Annotated in this window: 14 protein-coding genes and 3 tRNA genes; 8 read left to right on the top strand and 9 right to left on the bottom strand. The window is 55.5% G+C overall.

Annotated elements, in window-relative coordinates:
- Positions 1-14: 14 nt before the first annotated feature.
- Positions 15-419: a hypothetical protein gene (locus tag HFD92_RS03080; RefSeq protein WP_009090506.1), complete on the bottom strand. Its 405-nt coding sequence runs from the start codon at positions 417-419 to the stop codon at positions 15-17.
- Between the two features lie 388 nt (positions 420-807).
- Here HFD92_RS03080 and sufA point away from each other — a divergent pair, with 388 nt between their 5' ends.
- From sufA to HFD92_RS03045, 7 genes are read left to right on the top strand one after another with little or no spacing between them, the layout of a single operon-like run.
- The gene (sufA, locus tag HFD92_RS03075) at positions 808-1,182 is read left to right on the top strand and encodes a Fe-S cluster assembly scaffold SufA (RefSeq protein ID WP_009090504.1); all 375 of its coding nucleotides are present in this window, start codon (positions 808-810) and stop codon (positions 1,180-1,182) included.
- Between the two features lie 7 nt (positions 1,183-1,189).
- Positions 1,190-2,683, top strand: coding sequence for a Fe-S cluster assembly protein SufB (gene sufB, locus HFD92_RS03070; RefSeq protein ID WP_046101730.1), 1,494 nt, complete (start codon positions 1,190-1,192; stop codon positions 2,681-2,683).
- A gap of 42 nt (positions 2,684-2,725) precedes the next feature.
- Positions 2,726-3,472, top strand: a complete 747-nt coding sequence (gene sufC / locus HFD92_RS03065; protein WP_009090499.1) for a Fe-S cluster assembly ATPase SufC — start codon at positions 2,726-2,728, stop codon at positions 3,470-3,472.
- The gene (gene sufD / locus HFD92_RS03060) at positions 3,447-4,727 is read left to right on the top strand and encodes a Fe-S cluster assembly protein SufD (RefSeq protein WP_167428263.1); all 1,281 of its coding nucleotides are present in this window, start codon (positions 3,447-3,449) and stop codon (positions 4,725-4,727) included. Before sufC ends, sufD begins: the two co-directional genes overlap by 26 nt.
- Positions 4,727-5,950, top strand: coding sequence for a cysteine desulfurase SufS (sufS, locus tag HFD92_RS03055; protein ID WP_058956645.1), 1,224 nt, complete (start codon positions 4,727-4,729; stop codon positions 5,948-5,950). Before sufD ends, sufS begins: the two co-directional genes overlap by 1 nt.
- 21 nt (positions 5,951-5,971) lie before the next feature.
- A complete protein-coding gene (gene sufE, locus HFD92_RS03050; RefSeq protein ID WP_009090494.1) occupies positions 5,972-6,388 on the top strand; it encodes a cysteine desulfuration protein SufE in 417 nt (138 codons plus the stop codon).
- A gap of 56 nt (positions 6,389-6,444) precedes the next feature.
- Positions 6,445-7,470: a L,D-transpeptidase family protein gene (locus HFD92_RS03045; RefSeq protein ID WP_167428262.1), complete on the top strand. Its 1,026-nt coding sequence runs from the start codon at positions 6,445-6,447 to the stop codon at positions 7,468-7,470.
- A 76-nt stretch (positions 7,471-7,546) separates the two neighbouring features.
- Here HFD92_RS03045 and HFD92_RS03040 read toward each other — a convergent pair whose 3' ends face one another.
- The 6 genes from HFD92_RS03040 to HFD92_RS03015 all read right to left on the bottom strand — a co-directional run bounded on the left by HFD92_RS03040 (position 7,547) and on the right by HFD92_RS03015 (position 11,622).
- A complete protein-coding gene (locus HFD92_RS03040; protein ID WP_009090492.1) occupies positions 7,547-7,783 on the bottom strand; it encodes a major outer membrane lipoprotein in 237 nt (78 codons plus the stop codon).
- Positions 7,784-8,086: 303 nt separating this feature from the next.
- Positions 8,087-9,499, bottom strand: coding sequence for a pyruvate kinase PykF (gene pykF, locus HFD92_RS03035; RefSeq protein ID WP_009090491.1), 1,413 nt, complete (start codon positions 9,497-9,499; stop codon positions 8,087-8,089).
- Between the two features lie 351 nt (positions 9,500-9,850).
- A tRNA-Val gene (locus HFD92_RS03030) sits at positions 9,851-9,927 on the bottom strand.
- An 11-nt stretch (positions 9,928-9,938) separates the two neighbouring features.
- Positions 9,939-10,015: transfer RNA gene (locus HFD92_RS03025), tRNA-Val, on the bottom strand.
- A 3-nt stretch (positions 10,016-10,018) separates the two neighbouring features.
- A tRNA-Val gene (locus tag HFD92_RS03020) sits at positions 10,019-10,095 on the bottom strand.
- A gap of 153 nt (positions 10,096-10,248) precedes the next feature.
- Positions 10,249-11,622 carry an MATE family efflux transporter gene (locus HFD92_RS03015; RefSeq protein WP_167428261.1) on the bottom strand — a complete coding sequence of 458 codons (1,374 nt, stop codon included), beginning with the start codon at positions 11,620-11,622 and terminating at the stop codon, positions 10,249-10,251.
- 208 nt (positions 11,623-11,830) lie between these two features.
- On the opposite strand from HFD92_RS03015, the gene HFD92_RS03010 reads away from it, so the two are divergent.
- Positions 11,831-12,490, top strand: coding sequence for a riboflavin synthase (locus tag HFD92_RS03010; RefSeq protein WP_009090489.1), 660 nt, complete (start codon positions 11,831-11,833; stop codon positions 12,488-12,490).
- Between the two features lie 238 nt (positions 12,491-12,728).
- On the opposite strand, the gene cfa is transcribed toward HFD92_RS03010, so the two are convergent.
- Both cfa and punC read right to left on the bottom strand, forming a co-directional pair.
- Positions 12,729-13,877 (bottom strand): cyclopropane fatty acyl phospholipid synthase, encoded by a 1,149-nt coding sequence (gene cfa / locus HFD92_RS03005; RefSeq protein ID WP_167428260.1) that lies wholly within the window; start codon positions 13,875-13,877, stop codon positions 12,729-12,731.
- Positions 13,878-14,185: 308 nt separating this feature from the next.
- The gene (gene punC / locus HFD92_RS03000) at positions 14,186-15,388 is read right to left on the bottom strand and encodes a purine nucleoside transporter PunC (protein WP_033736272.1); all 1,203 of its coding nucleotides are present in this window, start codon (positions 15,386-15,388) and stop codon (positions 14,186-14,188) included.
- Between the last annotated feature and the right edge of the window lie 99 nt (positions 15,389-15,487).

Genomic DNA, 15,487 nt, shown 5'->3' with positions numbered 1-15,487 from the left:
ACGGCATGGCTGGATTAGAATATCCAGCCTGCGTGACGTACGAAGTCGCTTTGCAGCGCGGAGGCTTTGTTCCACTCGCCGACGAGAGCCAGTTGATGGCAGAGGCGGGTCAGGGAGAGGCGCGCCAGCTGGTAAGCCTGAATACGGAACAGGCGGTCGCGTTCGCTGTTTCCCATCTCCTGAACCAGGCGATGATGCAGTTTTCCCATCGCATGCAGGTAACTCTGGTCGTCACCATTCAACTGGCAGATCTCTGCCATATCCTGACAGGCATCGTTGAACTGACGCAGCTGATGTATCGTGCAGTCGGCCCGATCAAGCTTTGCCTGCGCCATGTAAAAGTCGACGGTGATATCGCGGATGCTGAACTGGTATTCATCGATTTTGTGCTGGAGCCAGGCTGAGACAGAGAGCGTCATGAAACCATCCTGAATGTGAATGATAATAATTATCATATTCAACTGTTCAGGGATTGCAATGCGCGGGCAGAAAAATTTAACGATTTATCCTGCCTGTCGGTATAATCGGAAATAACAATCTGTTTACATCGCAGAAAGGCGTAACCTATCAATAAGCCTTTTTATCAAAAAGGGTTATTTTAAAATGAGTGATTTATTAATAGGTTATCACTGGCTTATTAAGGCTGACGTTCTCACCACACAGTGAGCTGAAGAGGCTATGCTTAATTATTAAGCAAATAAAACAGCACAAGATGATTATCCCTGCAAAACAAGAGGTTGAAGTGATCGGTGAGATCACTACCATAGGGGGATAGCCTGAAAAGGTCCGGACTCAGGAGGTATCAATATGGCATCCGTTAATACAGACTCTTTCTCACCTGACGATTTCGTCTGGAAAGGGCTGACGCTGACTGAAACCGCAGCGCAACAAATTCTCAATCTGGCGGCTCAGGACCCTGATGTCAAGGGGCTGCGACTCAGCGTGAAACAATCCGGCTGCGCCGGGTTCGGCTACGTTATGGATTTGGTGAAAGAGCCTGTCGAAGACGATCTGCAGTTTTCATTCTACGGCGCAACGCTGTTTGTGCCGCTTCAGGCGATGCCATTCGTTGATGGCACCGAGCTGGACTATGTTCGCGAAGGCCTGAATCAGATTTTTAAATTCAATAACCCTAAAGCTCAGCACGCCTGCGGGTGCGGTGAGAGCTTTGGCGTCGAGTAAGTGAAATATGTCACGACACAGCGAAACATCTGACGATGTACAAATCTGGGAAGGCAAGCTCAACTACAAAGAGGGCTTCTTTACCCAACTGCAAACCGAAGAATTTGCCAACGGCATCAACGAAGATGTCGTGCGCGCGATTTCGGCCAAGCGTAACGAGCCAGAGTGGATGCTGGAGTTTCGTCTTAAAGCGTTTCATGCCTGGCTTGAAATGGAAGAGCCTCACTGGCTGAAAGCGCACTACGAGAAGCTCGACTATCAGGATTACAGCTACTACTCCGCGCCCTCATGCGGCAGCTGTGACGATAGCTGCGCGTCGGAGCCGGGTGCCACTCAGGCCTCAGGCAGCGCGCCCGCCAGTGAGTATCTGACGCAGGAAGTGGAAAACGCCTTTAATCAGCTGGGTGTGCCGGTCCGCGAAGGCCGCGAAGTGGCGGTTGACGCGATTTTCGACTCCGTTTCAGTCGCCACCACCTATCGCGGCAAGCTGGCGGAGCAGGGCATCATCTTCTGCTCTTTTGGCGAAGCGATTCAGGAACACCCTGAGCTGGTGAAGCAGTATCTGGGCACCGTCGTGCCGGCGAATGACAACTTCTTTGCCGCGCTGAACTCCGCGGTCGCCTCAGACGGCACCTTTGTCTATATCCCGAAAGGGGTGCGCTGCCCGATGGAGCTGTCGACCTATTTCCGCATCAACGCTGCGAAAACCGGTCAGTTCGAGCGCACCATCCTGATTGCCGACGAAGACAGCTATGTCAGCTACATCGAAGGCTGCTCAGCCCCGGTGCGTGACAGCTATCAGCTGCATGCGGCCGTGGTGGAAGTGATCATCCACAAAAACGCCGAAGTGAAATACTCCACGGTTCAGAACTGGTTCCCTGGCGGTGAAGGCGAGGGCGGTATCCTCAACTTCGTGACCAAGCGTGCGCTGTGTGAAGGTGACCACAGCAAAATGTCCTGGACACAGTCGGAAACCGGCTCTGCAATCACCTGGAAATACCCGAGCTGCATTCTGCGCGGGGACTACTCGGTGGGTGAGTTCTACTCCGTGGCGCTGACCAGCGGTCGTCAGCAGGCCGATACCGGCACCAAGATGATCCACATTGGTAAAAACACCAAATCGACCATCATCTCTAAAGGGATCTCGGCCGGTAAAAGTCAGAACACCTATCGCGGTCTGGTGAAAATCATGCCAACCGCCACCAACGCGCGTAACTTTACGCAGTGTGACTCGATGCTGATCGGCCCGGATTGCGGCGCCCATACCTTCCCGTATGTGGAGACCCGCAATAACACCGCTCAGCTGGAGCACGAAGCCACGACATCACGCATCGGCGAAGATCAGATGTTCTACTGTCTGCAACGCGGTATCAGTGAAGAAGACGCCATCTCGATGATCGTGAACGGCTTCTGTAAAGACGTATTCTCCGAGCTGCCACTGGAATTTGCCGTGGAAGCCCAGAAATTGTTAGCCATCAGCCTTGAGCACAGTGTGGGCTGATGCCGTCACACGCCTTGCCGGAAGCAACGTGAAGGAATAAGTATGTTAAGCATTAAAGATTTGCAGGTCAGTGTTGAAGATAAAGCCATTCTGCGTGGCCTGAATCTCGAAATTAAACCAGGCGAAGTGCATGCCATCATGGGCCCGAACGGCTCAGGTAAAAGTACGCTGTCAGCCACGCTGGCAGGCCGCGAAGATTATGAAGTGACCGGCGGTTCGGTGAGCTTCAACGGTAAAGATCTGCTGGAGCTGGCACCGGAAGAGCGCGCAGGTGAAGGTATCTTTATGGCGTTCCAGTATCCGGTCGAGATCCCCGGCGTCAGCAATCAGTTTTTCCTGCAGACTTCGGTAAACGCGGTGCGCAAATACCGTCAGCAGGAAGAGCTGGATCGCTTTGATTTCCAGGACTTCATCGAAGAGAAAATTCAGCTGCTGAAGATGCCGGAAGATCTGCTGACCCGTTCCGTTAACGTCGGCTTCTCCGGCGGTGAGAAGAAGCGTAACGACATCCTGCAGATGGCGGCGCTGGAGCCTGAGCTCTGCATTCTGGATGAAACCGACTCCGGTCTGGACATTGATGCGCTGAAAATCGTTGCCAATGGTGTGAACAGCCTGCGTGACGAAAAGCGTGCCTTTATCATCGTGACCCACTACCAGCGTATTCTGGACTACATCAAGCCAGACTTCGTTCATGTTCTGTATCAGGGCAAAATCGTGAAATCTGGCGACTTCTCGCTGGTGAAACAGCTGGAGGAGCAAGGTTATGGCTGGCTTACCGACGAAGAGTGATTCTGCGCTGCAACAGTGGCATCACCTGTTTGAGTCGCGCGGCGACGTGCGTTCTCTGCAGGCTCAGCAGCACTGGCAGCAACTGATGCGCGTTGGCCTGCCAACCCGCAAGCATGAAAACTGGAAATACACCCCGCTGGACACGCTGCTGTCACAGCAGTTTGTGTTGCCTGACGCGCCTCAGACCCTGAGCGCTGAACAGGTTGATGCACTGGCGCTGCCGCTGGATGCCATCCGCCTGGTCTTCGTTGACGGTCAGTTCCAGGCGGCGCTGAGCAGCCGCGACACCGAGCTGTTTGAGATTCAGCACAGCGTGGCCGCCGAGCGTCGTCCGCTGCCCGCTGCCGTTCAGCCGGAAGTGTTTCTGCATCTGACCGAAAGCCTGGCAGAAGAGGTGACCACCCTGCGTCTGGCACGCGGTAAATCTGCAGCGCGCCCGGTCTACCTGCTGCATATCACCAGCGGTCAGCAGACGGGCATGAACACTGTTCATTATCGTCATCACCTGCAGCTGGAAGAGAGCGCCGAAGCGGAAGTGATTGAGCACTACGTTTCACTCAACGATCAGGCCCATTTCACCGGTTCGCGCTTTACCTGCGCGATTGGAGATAATGCAAAGCTGACCCACACCAAACTGGCGTTTGAAAGCAGCAACAGCTATCACTTTGCGCACAACGATCTGGTGGTGGGTAACGATGCGCAGGTCAGCAGTTCCAGCTTCCTGCTGGGTGCCGGTCTGTCGCGCCACAATACCAGCACGCAGCTGAACGGCGAGAACAGTACGCTGGCGATTAACAGCCTGGTGTTGCCGGTGAAACAGGAAGTCGCGGATACCCGTACTTACCTGGAGCACAGTAAAGGCCACTGCGTCAGCCGTCAGATGCATAAAACCATCGTGCGCGACAAAGGCCGTGCGGTGTTTAACGGTCACATCAAAGTGGCACAGCATGCACTGAAGACAGACGGGCAGATGACCAACAACAACCTGTTGCTGGGCAAGCTGGCGGAGGTCGATACCAAGCCGCAGCTGGAAATCTATGCGGATGACGTTAAGTGCAGCCACGGCGCCACCATCGGCCGTATCGATGACGAGCAGATGTTCTATCTGCGTTCGCGCGGTATTGAGCAGGATGCTGCGCAGACCATGATTATCCACGCCTTTGCGGCAGAACTGACCGAAACACTGGAAAATCCGGTGATGCGTCAGGCCGTACTGCAGCGTATCGCGCAACGTTTTCCCGGAGGCGACGTATGATGAACTTCGATCTCGACCGCATCAGGGCTGATTTTCCTATCCTGAAGCGAGAGGTCAACGGTCATCCGCTGGCCTACCTTGACAGCGCCGCCAGCGCACAACGTCCCCTCTCGGTGATCAATGCTGAGAGTCATTTTTACCAGCACGGCTATGCGGCCGTGCATCGCGGCATCCATACGCTGAGCCAGCAGGCAACCAGTGATATGGAGAACGTGCGCGATCAGGCCGCCCGTTTCCTGAACGCTTCGTCGCAGGAAGAGATTGTTTTCGTCAAAGGAACCACCGAAGGCATCAATCTGGTGGCCAACAGCTGGGGCAGCAGTCAGCTCCGGTCTGGCGATAACCTGATCATTACTGAGATGGAGCATCACGCCAATATCGTTCCATGGCAGATGCTGGCTGAGCGCACCGGAGCCGAAGTGCGTGTGCTGCCGTTGAATGACAACGGTGAGCTGGCGCTTGAGCAGCTGGCGGGGCTGATTGACAGCCGCACGCGCCTGCTGGCCGTGACGCATGTTTCAAACGTGCTCGGCACGGTTAACCCGGTCAAAGCGATCGTGGCGCAGGCCAAAGCCGCGGGTGTTGTTACTCTGGTGGATGGTGCGCAGGCGGTAATGCATGACAAAGTTGACGTGCAGGATATCGGCTGTGATTTCTATGTTTTCTCCAGCCATAAACTCTACGGCCCGAACGGCGTGGGTATCCTTTATGGACGCAAAGCGTTGCTGGACCAGATGCCACCCTGGGAGGGCGGCGGGTCGATGATTGACCGCGTCATGCTGCCGACGGGCACCACCTGGAACAGCGCGCCGTGGCGTTTTGAAGCCGGCACCCCCAATACCGGCGGCATTATCGGCTTTGGTGCGGCACTGGCCTACGTGCAGGCGCTGGGACTTGATACCATTCATGAGCGTGAAACGGCGCTCATGAACTATGCCCTCGACAAACTTGGCACCGTCCCGGACATCCGCATCTATGGCCCGCAGTCGCGCGCCGGTGTTATCGCCTTCAATCTCGGTAAGCACCACGCTTACGATGTCGGCAGCTTCCTCGATCAGTATGGTATTGCCATCCGCACCGGCCATCACTGCGCCATGCCGCTGATGCAGCACTACAACGTGCCTGCGATGTGCCGCGCCTCCTTCACCTTCTATAACAGTGAAGAAGAGGTGGATCGTCTGGCTGCGGGTCTGACGCGCATTCATCGTCTGCTGGGCGGCTGAACAGTTTTAACGGAGTGACTGATGGCGAATTTGCCTGAAAAAGAGAAACTGGTGCGTAACTTTAACCGTTGCGCCAACTGGGAAGAGAAGTACCTGTACATCATTGAACTGGGTTCGAAACTTCCGGAATCCTCTGAAACCCTGCACCAGCCGGAAAACGTCATCTCGGGATGCCAGAGCCAGGTGTGGATCAGAATGACGCCGCAGGCCGATGGCACCATCGCCTTCGAAGGTGACAGCGATGCCGCGATCGTTAAGGGACTGATTGCTATCGTAATTAGTCTCTATCAGAACCTGCCACCTGCCGAAATTCTGGCGCTGGATGTCCGCCACTGGTTTGGCGAACTGGCCCTGATGCAGCACCTGACGCCCACCCGGTCGCAGGGGCTGGAGGCGATGATTCGGTCTATTCGCCATACCGCTCAGAACCTCAGCTAAGCTACACTCGACAGACGCCATCCGGCGTCTGTTTTTTTATCTGACGAGAAAATTGCATGAAACCAGCTTTACGTTTAGCCGGTGCATTGCTGCTGACCTGTTTTGGGCTCTCTGCACCCGCATTCGCCACGGAATATCCGCTGCCGCCACCTGACAGTCGCCTGATTGGCGAAAACGTCCTGACTCAGGTCCCCGATAACAAACAGCCGCTGGAAGCGATTGCGGCCCGCTACCAGGTTGGTCTGCTGGGGATGCTGGAGGCGAATCCCGGCACCGATCCCTGGCTGCCAAAGGCGGGCACGCAACTGACGATACCGCTACAGATGATCCTGCCCGATACGCCACGCGAAGGCATTGTGGTGAATCTTGCCGAGCTGCGTCTCTACTACTTTCCCAAAGGCGAAAACAAAGTCATCGTCTATCCCATCGGCATTGGCCAGTTAGGGGCAGCCACTCCCGTGATGGTCACCCGTATCAGCCAGAAGATCCCCAACCCTACCTGGACGCCGACCCCTAATATCCGCAAACGCTACGCGAAAGAGGGTGTCACGCTGCCCGCCGTGGTGCCTGCGGGACCGGATAACCCGATGGGGCAGTTTGCCATGCGTCTGGCGCGCGGCACGGGCCAGTATCTGATCCATGGCACCAATGCGAAGTTTGGCATCGGCATGCGCGTCAGCTCCGGCTGCATCCGTCTGCGTTCCGAAGATATCGAAGCGTTGTTTAACGCCGTACCAGAGGGGACACGGGTACAGATTATCAATCAGCCGGTGAAGTACGCTATCGAGCCGGATGGTAAACGCTACGTTGAAGTGCACCAGCCGCTGTCACGCAGTGACAAAGATGATCCGCAGACGCAGACCATTGCGCTCAGCGACGGACTCAGGCAGTTTATGAAAAGTGAGAAGAGTGACCGGGCGCTGATTAAAGCCAGCATCGCACGACGCTCAGGCATGCCTGTGCTGGTCAGCAGTGGTGAACCGGTAGAGAGTGATACCGTGCCGCCCGAAGGGCTGGAAAGTGCCGCTGTGCCGGCAGAGAGTGCGGCAGCAGGGAAGGAGGCGAAGAACGTTAAACCCTGACAGAAAGGTGCCGGATAGAGCCTGGCAGGGGCAAAAAAAATGGCGCCATAAAGGCGCCATTTTTAAACCAGAACTCTTACTTACGGTAAGAGTGAGCCTGGTTGTCCAGACGCTGGTTAGCGCGTGCTGCGTCATCTTTAGCAGCCTGAACGTCTGAACGCACTGCGTTCACGTCGTTGCTCAGCTGGTCAACTTTCGCGTTCAGAGTCTGAACGTCTGAAGACAGCTGGTCGATTTTAGCGTTGCTTGAGCAACCAGCCAGCAGAGTTGAAGCCAGAACTACCGCGCCCAGTACCAGTTTAGTACGATTCATTATTTATACCCTCTAGATTGAGTTAATCTCCATGTAGCAATACAAGTATTACACAAAGCTTTTTAAGTTGAGAATAAATTTTTGATGAGAAGATGCTTAAATTTGATCGTTCGCTCAAAGAAGCAGCGAATCCCAGAATATGATAAAAAAATTTAGCGAAAACAGAGAGATTTAATCGGATTAACCTTAATATTAAGAGTATTTGAATAGTTATTTTCGATTGGAATTTTCTGGTATTTGGTTTAAGAGGAAATAAAAAAAGCGCCTCTTAAAGGCGCTTCTAAATAACCGCTGACGCAGGTTTTACAGGACGTGTACGGACGCGGTGTTGGTAGTTCCGCTTGGTACTAATGCACCGGAAACCAGCACCACGACATCCCCTTTCTGAGCGTAGCCGCTTTCCAGCGCCGCTTCTTTACCCAGACGATAGAAATCATCGGTCGACGCGATCTCAGAAACCAAACGTGTCTCAATGCCCTTACTCAGGATCAGCTGGCGTGCAGTGGTCTGATTGGTGGTCAGGGCCAGGATGGTGGCGTTCGGGAAGTATTTACGCACCGCTTTAGCCGATTTGCCGCCTTCGGTCGCCACCACAATCAGTGGCGCTTCCAGCTTCTCAGCGGTCTCGACGGCACCGCGGCAGACGGCTTCGGTGATACGCAGCTTACGGGTATCGTTCTGGCTGTCGATGCGCGATTTCATCACGCGGTCGGTACGCTCACAGATGGTCGCCATGATGGTGACCGACTCCAGCGGATAGCGACCTTTGGCGCTCTCACCTGACAGCATGACCGCATCGGTGCCATCCAGGATGGCGTTCGCCACGTCGCCGGCTTCTGCGCGGGTAGGGCGTGGGTTTTTGATCATGGAGTCGAGCATCTGGGTCGCCGTGATGACCACTTTGCGCGCTTTATTACATTTCTTGATCATCATCTTCTGCGCGAAGATCACTTCTTCAACCGGGATCTCAACACCCAGGTCGCCACGCGCAACCATGATGCCGTCTGACGCTTCGAGAATTTCGTCGAAGTTGTTCAGGCCTTCCTGGTTTTCGATTTTGGAGATGATCTGGATGTGCTCACCGCCGTGCTGTTTCAGGTGCTCACGAATCTCCAGCACGTCTGAACGCTTACGGATGAACGAAGCCGCGACAAAGTCCACACCCTGCTCACAGCCAAAAATCAGATCGCGTTTGTCTTTTTCAGCCAGCGCAGGCAGCTGGATTGAGACGCCTGGCAGGTTAACGCCTTTGTTCTCACCCAGATCGCCGTTGTTCAGTACTTTACAGACTACGGTGTTTTCGGTGACTTCGGTCACTTCCATCCCAATCAGGCCATCATCGACCAGCACGGTGTTGCCGATCTTCAGGTCAGCCGTGAAGCCCGGGTAGGTTACGGCAACGCGCTCGCTGTTGCCGATCACGCTCTGATCGGTGGTGAACGTAAAGGTCTGGCCCGCTTTCAGCGCCGCGTCGTTACCGCCTTCCAGTTTCATGGTGCGGATTTCAGGGCCTTTGGTGTCCAGCAGGATAGCGGCCTGACGACCGGTTTTCTGCATCACGGCGCGCATATTGGTAATGCGCTGGCCGTGCTCAGCGTAGTCGCCGTGAGAAAAGTTCAGACGCATAACATTCATGCCTGCTTCAAGCAGCTGAGTCAGCATCTCTTCGGATTCGGTTTTCGGGCCGATAGTACAAACGATTTTAGTCTTTTTCATGACGGATTATCTGTAAGTTGTGATGGATGAATAAGGGCGGAATCCGATGGCAGCGCATCGAAGTGAAATTTCTGATTTGAGACTGAAACTGAAAAGGGCAGTACTGAATAAGAATAGGTGACGAAGGCCAGGCGTGCAGGGAAGTTGTGCGGCTACGGTTGGTAACCACCACGCTGTTGTTGCGCAAATCATTTGAGTTATCGCAGTAAGCACGTGATCGCTGAAACCTTTCAAGTAAACAACGGGGGACAGTATAGACGCTAAGTATGCGAAAACCAATCAAAAAGCAGAAGGGGGACGCGATGCAGATCAATATAAAGGGAGTTGCGCAAGCTGAAGTAATTCTGAAAGTGGTGCGCTCTAATGGACTCGAACCATCGACCCCCACCATGTCAAGGTGGTGCTCTAACCAACTGAGCTAAGAGCGCATACTGAATATTGGTGCGTCCGAGTGGACTCGAACCACCGACCCCCACCATGTCAAGGTGGTGCTCTAACCAACTGAGCTACGGACGCACTTGGTGCGCTCTAATGGACTCGAACCATCGACCCCCACCATGTCAAGGTGGTGCTCTAACCAACTGAGCTAAGAGCGCAACATGCTGTCAGGGCGACAGCGGGGACGAATATTAACGGCAGCGTGTGAGGCTGGCAAGGGGAAAATCGTTTTTTCACTGTGACTGCGCAGCAACTGTGCTAACCGTCGTTTTTTTCGGCGCTGCGGGCCATAAATGGCCCGCTTTTGTGGATTATCGCGCCGCGCGGGCGAGGATAATTGTCGCCGGTGAACGCTGTAAGCGTCTGATGCGCCAGATCATCATCACCGCCGCCGAGGTGAGGCCGATAATGAAACCGCACCAGAAGCCCGCAGGTCCCATACGCGGCACCAGCCAGTCGGTCAGTGCCAGCAGATACCCGGCAGGCAGACCGAGCAGCCAGTAGGCAATAAAGGTGATGAAGAAAATGGATCGCGTATCTTTATAGCCGCGCAGAATGCCGCTACCGATCACCTGAATCGAATCGGAGAACTGATAAATCGCCGCCAGCAGCATCAGCTGTGCGGCCAGCGTTACCACCTCAGGATTGTCGTTGTAGAGCAGGGCGATCTGGTGACGGAACGTCACGGTAAAAATCGCGGTCAGCGCCGCCATGCTGATGCCGACACCCTGCGCCGTCCACGCGGCGACCCGGGCCTGCTCGGTGGAGCCCTGACCCAGGCGGTAGCCGACGCGGATGGTGGTCGCGACGCCCAGCGACAGCGGTAACACGAACATCAGTGAACTGAAATTCAGCGCGATCTGGTGGCCGGCGACATTGACGATGCCCAGCGGCGACACCAGCAGCGCCACCACGGCAAACAGGGTGACCTCAAAAAAGAGCGCCAGCGCCACCGGCAATCCCAGCGCCATCAGGCGGGTGAGAATGACACGCGAAGGCGGCGACCAGCGGCTCTCCATGCGGATATCACGCATCGATCCCATCCGGCGCACCCAGAAGCGCATGCAGATAAACATTACCCAGTAGACCGACGCGGTTGCCACACCACAACCCACCCCGCCCAGTGCCGGCATCCCGAAGTGACCATAAATAAAGACATAGTTGAGCGGGATGTTAAACATCAGGCCGAGAAAGCCCAGCACCATACCCGGCTTGGTTTTCGACAATCCCTCACACTGGTTGCGCAGCACCTGGAAGAAGAGGTAGCCGGGTGCGCCGAACAGCAGGGCATGCAGATAGCCTTCTGCCTTCAGGGCCAGCCGGGGATCGATATCGTGCATTGCGCGGATGAGGTAACCCGCGTGCCACAGCAGCACCATAATCAGCAGGGAGACAAAAAAGGCGAGCCAGTATGCCTGGCGGATCTGTTCACCGATGCGTTCGCGGCGACCTGAACCGTTGAGTTGCGCAACGGTGGGCGTCAATGCAAGCAGAAGACCATGACCAAACAGGATGGCCGGAAGCCAGACAGAGGTGCCGACAGCAACGGCGGCCATATCCGTGGCGCTGACGGCGCCGGCCATAATGGTATCCACAAATCCCATTGCGGTCTGGGCCACCTGAGCAAGGATGACCGGGATCGCAAGGGCCAGCAATTGACGCGCTTCTGTTAAATACTTCTGCACGTTAACACCTGACGAGTTATAGGAAAGAAAAGGGGCAAAAAGCCCGGGGAATTTCGTGAGTTAGTGTAACTGGCGTAACCCCATTCGCCAATCTTTGTCACACAATGCGGTTTGCACTGACTCAACGCCGTGGCAGGGGCTGAAATCTAACAGCGGGGCTGAGCTGTGGTAAACTGGCACAAACGTCGGATTTTCAGAGGCAAAGATTATGTTTACCGGAATTGTGCAGGGCATGGCGGAGATCGTGTCCATCGAAGAGAAAGAGCTGTTTCGTACCCATACTGTCCGGCTGCCGGAAGAACTCCTGCCGGGTCTGGCGCTGGGCGCATCCGTCGCGCATAACGGCTGCTGCTTAACCGTGACGGCAATCGACGGCGATCGCGTCAGCTTTGATCTGATCAAAGAGACGCTGCGGGTGACGAACCTCGGCGATTTGCGTGAGGGCGACGTGGTCAACATCGAGCGTGCAGCAAAATTCAGCGATGAAATCGGCGGGCATCTGATGTCGGGCCACATTATGACCACGGCTGAGATCTGCAAAATTATCCAGTCAGAACATAACCGCGAAGTCTGGTTTAAAATCCAGGACCCGGCGCAGATGAAATATATTCTGCATAAAGGGTTCGTCGGTATCGACGGCATCAGCCTGACGGTCGGGGATGTGACCAGAACGAAGTTCTGCGTCTATCTGATCCCGGAAACGCTGGAGCGCACCACGCTGGGAGCGAAGACCTTTGGACAGCGGGTCAATATTGAGATCGATCCACACACTCAGGCGATCGTCGAGACCGTGGAGCGCGTGCTCGCCCAGCGTGATGCTGCGGCAGCCATGAGTGCGCTTACCGGGCAACCTGCCGCAGAGAGTTAATATCAGGCGCGACAGCGCCTGTTGAACCGCTGACCCGATTCGCTGTGAGATTGCACCTGCGCAGGAAACAGGATCAGATCGGAAAGACGCAAAAGCCGTCATCCCTGACACGCTCGACACGCGCCCTCCCTGGCGCGTGACGCTTTCCTCTTCTGACCCTGTTCCCTGCGCCTTTAACTTCTCCGTTGCGGTTAACGCGGATCTGACTTCGGCAGGCCTTGCGGCGCAACCGGGCCCTCTACCGCGCCACGCGCAATCCCCCCTCTACGCCACGACTGAAGACGATCTGCCACAGCTGAATATCGCGCGCGCGGAATGCACCGGCACAGGCGTTGAGATAGTAGGCGAACATACGCTTAAAGCGATCGCCATAACTCTCAGCCAGCTGAGGCCAGGCCTGCAAAAAGCGTTCATGCCATGCCATCAGCGTCCTGTCGTAATCTGCGCCAAAGTTGTGCCAGTCCTCCAGAATAAAATGGGGCTCGCTGGCATCGGCCACCTGACGCACCGAAGGCAGGCAGCCGTTGGGGAAAATATACTTATCGATCCACGGGTCAACGCGCATATCGGTTTTAATCGCGCCGATGGTGTGAAGCAGGAAAATCCCGTCAGGCTTAAGATTACGATCGACCACGTCGAAATAGGTCGCGTAGTTTTTAGGCCCGACATGCTCAAACATACCGACCGACACCACGCGGTCAAACTGCTCGTTCAGATCGCGATAGTCCTGCAGCAGAATCGTCACATCCAGCCCTTCACAGCGCTGCTGCGCCAGCTTCTGCTGCTCGGCGGAGATGGTCACGCCATGCACGCTGACGCCATAATGACGTGCGGCAAATTCCGCCAGTCCGCCCCAGCCGCAGCCGATATCCAGCAGCGACATCCCGGGTTCCAGCGCTAATTTACGACAAATCATATCCAGCTTGGCTTCCTGCGCCGACGCCAGCGTCGTGGCCTCTTTCCAGTAGCCACAGGAGTATTGCATGTAGGGGTCAAGCATCAGTGAAAAGAGATCGTTGCCGAGATCATAGTGCTCTTTGCCCACGATCCAGGCCCGCTTGCGGGACTGCAGGTTGGTTAAGCGGGCGGCGGCGATGCGCAGGGTATCTTTGAAATGGTGCGGAAGTTGCTGATCCAGTCTATGTTTAAGCACCTGGTGGAAGAACATATCCAGACGGTCGCAGTCCCACCATCCCTCCATATAGCTTTCGCCCAGCCCCAGCGATCCCTCCTGCAGAACACGCTTAAAAAAACCGGGATGATGAATGCGGATGTCCCACGGACGTGAGCCATTTATTTCGATATCCGCTTTTTCCAGCAGTTCGTGAACGATGCGATACCAATGATTATCTTCAGGAGTCACTGCTTCTGCGTAAGATGAACTCATAGCTTTTCCACCACCTGTCCAATCTGAACCTGAACAAAGAATAGCCAATTCGTCAGGCATTGAGAAACGTCACGGAGGATTCCGCAAACCGATTATCTGTAAGATACAGAGGACTGGAACAGGCTGAAGCAGGGCCGGTAAGAGGGAATAACGCGTGCGAATACCGTCCCGGCAACAGCGTGCCAATCAGATTATTACGTTATTATATTGTTGATTTATTACAGATTTGTTGACCCGGATGAGTATATTCTCACGCGGGTCAATATTCAATGACTTATTGTTAGGGCGCTAACTAAAAGGTTAGCGTCTTAATGATTATCCTGGCAGGCAGGTTGCGCAGTGGCAACAACAGTTTGTGCGCTTGCGGCGCGTTGCATGACGTACCCGATCAGGGCGAGCAGAATCGTCACTGTCATAATCAGCGTGGTGGTCAGCAGTGCCTGAGTTAATCCCGCCGACACCGCCAGGCTGGCGAGGAAGCAGAGGCCCAACTGCAGCGTGTTCTGCAACGCGGCGGCTTTGCCGGTGGCGTGCGGGAAGGGCATCAGCGCACTGGAGACCACAATCGGATAGATCGCTCCGTTAGCCAGCGCCATTCCGCAGAACGGCACCATGAGGCTGAGCAGCGTTCCCTGACCCGAAAGCGCGACCGCAAACAGCGCCAGAATGCTCAGGCTGTAGACCCCCAGCAGCCAGGGCAGCAGCTGGGCGCCGTTAAAGCGGTTGAGCAGGGCGCGACAGCCGAAGCCACCGATTAAAAAGGCGAGCGTCTGTGGCAGATAGCTCAGGCCAATGTCGGCGGGGGAAAGGCCCAGGCCCGCCAGAATAAAGGGTGAGCCGGTCAGCCAGGCAAAAAAGCTGGCGGAGCAGGCGGAGTAGATCAGTACGTTACCGCTGTAGACGCGGGATTTAAGCAGCGTGAAGAAGCCTGGCTGTGCCCCTTTCTCCTGCGGAGCGGGTTTCACCGCGGGCAGACGCAGCGTAACCAGGATCAGCGCCACCGCAATCAGGGTCAGCACCAGGAAAATCGAACGCCAGTGGAAATGGCCGATCAGCCAGGCCCCGAGCAGCGGCGCCAGCGCCGGTGAGAGGGCCACCAGCGGCATAATCGTGGCGAACACTTTGCTGGCGCGCGCCGCCGGATAGCGGTCGATGACCAGCGCCTGCCAGCTTACGGCGGCAGCACAGACACCAATCGCCTGAATGAAGCGCAGCGCCAGCATCAGAAAGATATCATTCACCCACAGCATACCCGCACAGCCAGCGGCGAACAGTGCCAGCCCGGCCAGCAGCACGGGTTTACGGCCGATGCGATCGGAGAGCGGGCCCCAGAAGAGCTGACCACAGGCGAAGCCGGCCAGAAACAGACTCATGCTGGCGCTGATAAGGCCGGGCGAGGTGCGGAACGTCTCCTGCATCGCGCCAAAGGCGGGCAGGTACATATCGGTGGCTAAAAAGCCCAGCATGCTGAGCAGAGCGAGGTAGGGCATAAATCCTTTATTCGACAACATCAGATTCTCATTTTGCAGGGTAAACGCGGCAGAGTGTAAAAGGTGCGTTTGCGGCTGTGAAACGGTAATATTTGCCGGTTGCTGTTAAAATTTTTGAAG

This window comes from Pantoea sp. EKM101V (assembly GCF_011800325.1).
GTDB lineage: Bacteria > Pseudomonadota > Gammaproteobacteria > Enterobacterales > Enterobacteriaceae > Pantoea > Pantoea anthophila.
Note: the sequence above shows the minus strand (reverse complement) of the source record. Positions and strands in the feature narration are given on the sequence as shown.